Below are 1,090 nucleotides of genomic sequence, written 5' to 3'. Positions count from 1 at the left end.
GCGGAGGCCTCGGTCGAGGGGGCTCCGAAAGTGGGCATGCGCTGGCCCGCGGAATTCGTCCGCGGCATCGGCAAGCATGGCGAAGACTTCATCATACTTCCTGACATGGAACGAATCTTTGGCGCGAAGGGGGACCGGGATGCGGCCTTCTCGACGGACGAAAGGACACTGAAATGAACCTCTCCCTCAAGGCAAAGCTGATCGGTGCTTTCGGCATCTTGCTGTTGATGATCGCCAGCCTCGGCGGCATCGCGATCCTGCAGATGAGCCGGATCAACGACCAGTCTACGGCCATCGTTCAAAACTGGCTGCCGAGCGTGAGCCAGGTGCGCGCGCTCAATACGATCGTGGCAAAATATCGTGTCGGGGAATACGCGCATATCCTGCAAACCGACAATGCCGGGATGGAACGGATCGACACCTATCTGCAAGGCGTGCTGGACGAACTCAAGACGACTCGCGCCGCTTATGAAGCGCTGATCTCCTCGCCGGAAGAACAGAAGCTGTATAATGAATTCAGCGCTCAGCTGGATGCATATTTCCAGCAATCCAAACGTATCCTGACCCTGTCGCGGAGCAATCAGAACGAGCTGGCCTCGTCACAGCAAACGGAAACTCTCGACGAGTTCAACGCGCTCGCAGCCGCACTGACGAAACTTGTCGAAATCAACGTCAAGGGAGCGGATGACGCCAGTGCGGAAGGCGATGTGGCCTATGCGGCCGCCCAGAAGATCATTCTGGCCGTGATCACTGTCGCGCTGATCGTCGGTATCGCCACTGCGGTTGTGCTGATCCGCGGCATCATGCGTTCGCTCGGCGGCGAGCCCGATTATGCCCGTGACATCATCCGCGAGATCGCTGGTGGCAATCTCGAGATCCAGGTGGCGACCCGCAAGGGTGACGAAGAAAGCCTGCTGGCCGCAGCCCGCGACATGGTGGCGAAGCTCAGCGAAGTGATCACCGAGGTCACTGGCGCCGTGCGCAATGTCGATACTGGCAGCCAGGAGCTTTCGGCCGCGGCCGAACAGCTGAGCCAGGGCTCGACCGAACAGGCCTCTTCGACCGAGGAAGCCTCCTCGGCGATGGAGGA

General features: G+C 59.9%; 1 protein-coding gene. It reads left to right on the top strand.

Annotated elements, in window-relative coordinates:
* Positions 1–173: 173 nt before the first annotated feature.
* A partial coding sequence (locus CRO22_RS18520; protein WP_141399499.1) for a HAMP domain-containing methyl-accepting chemotaxis protein occupies positions 174–1,090 on the top strand: 917 nt, incomplete at its 3' end.

It is taken from the genome of Rhodobacter maris (assembly GCF_900217815.1).
In the GTDB taxonomy this organism is placed as follows: Bacteria; Pseudomonadota; Alphaproteobacteria; order Rhodobacterales; family Rhodobacteraceae; genus Rhodobacter; species Rhodobacter maris.
The sequence above is the reverse complement of the archived record's forward strand: the minus strand, read 5'-3'. Positions and strand labels throughout refer to the sequence as shown.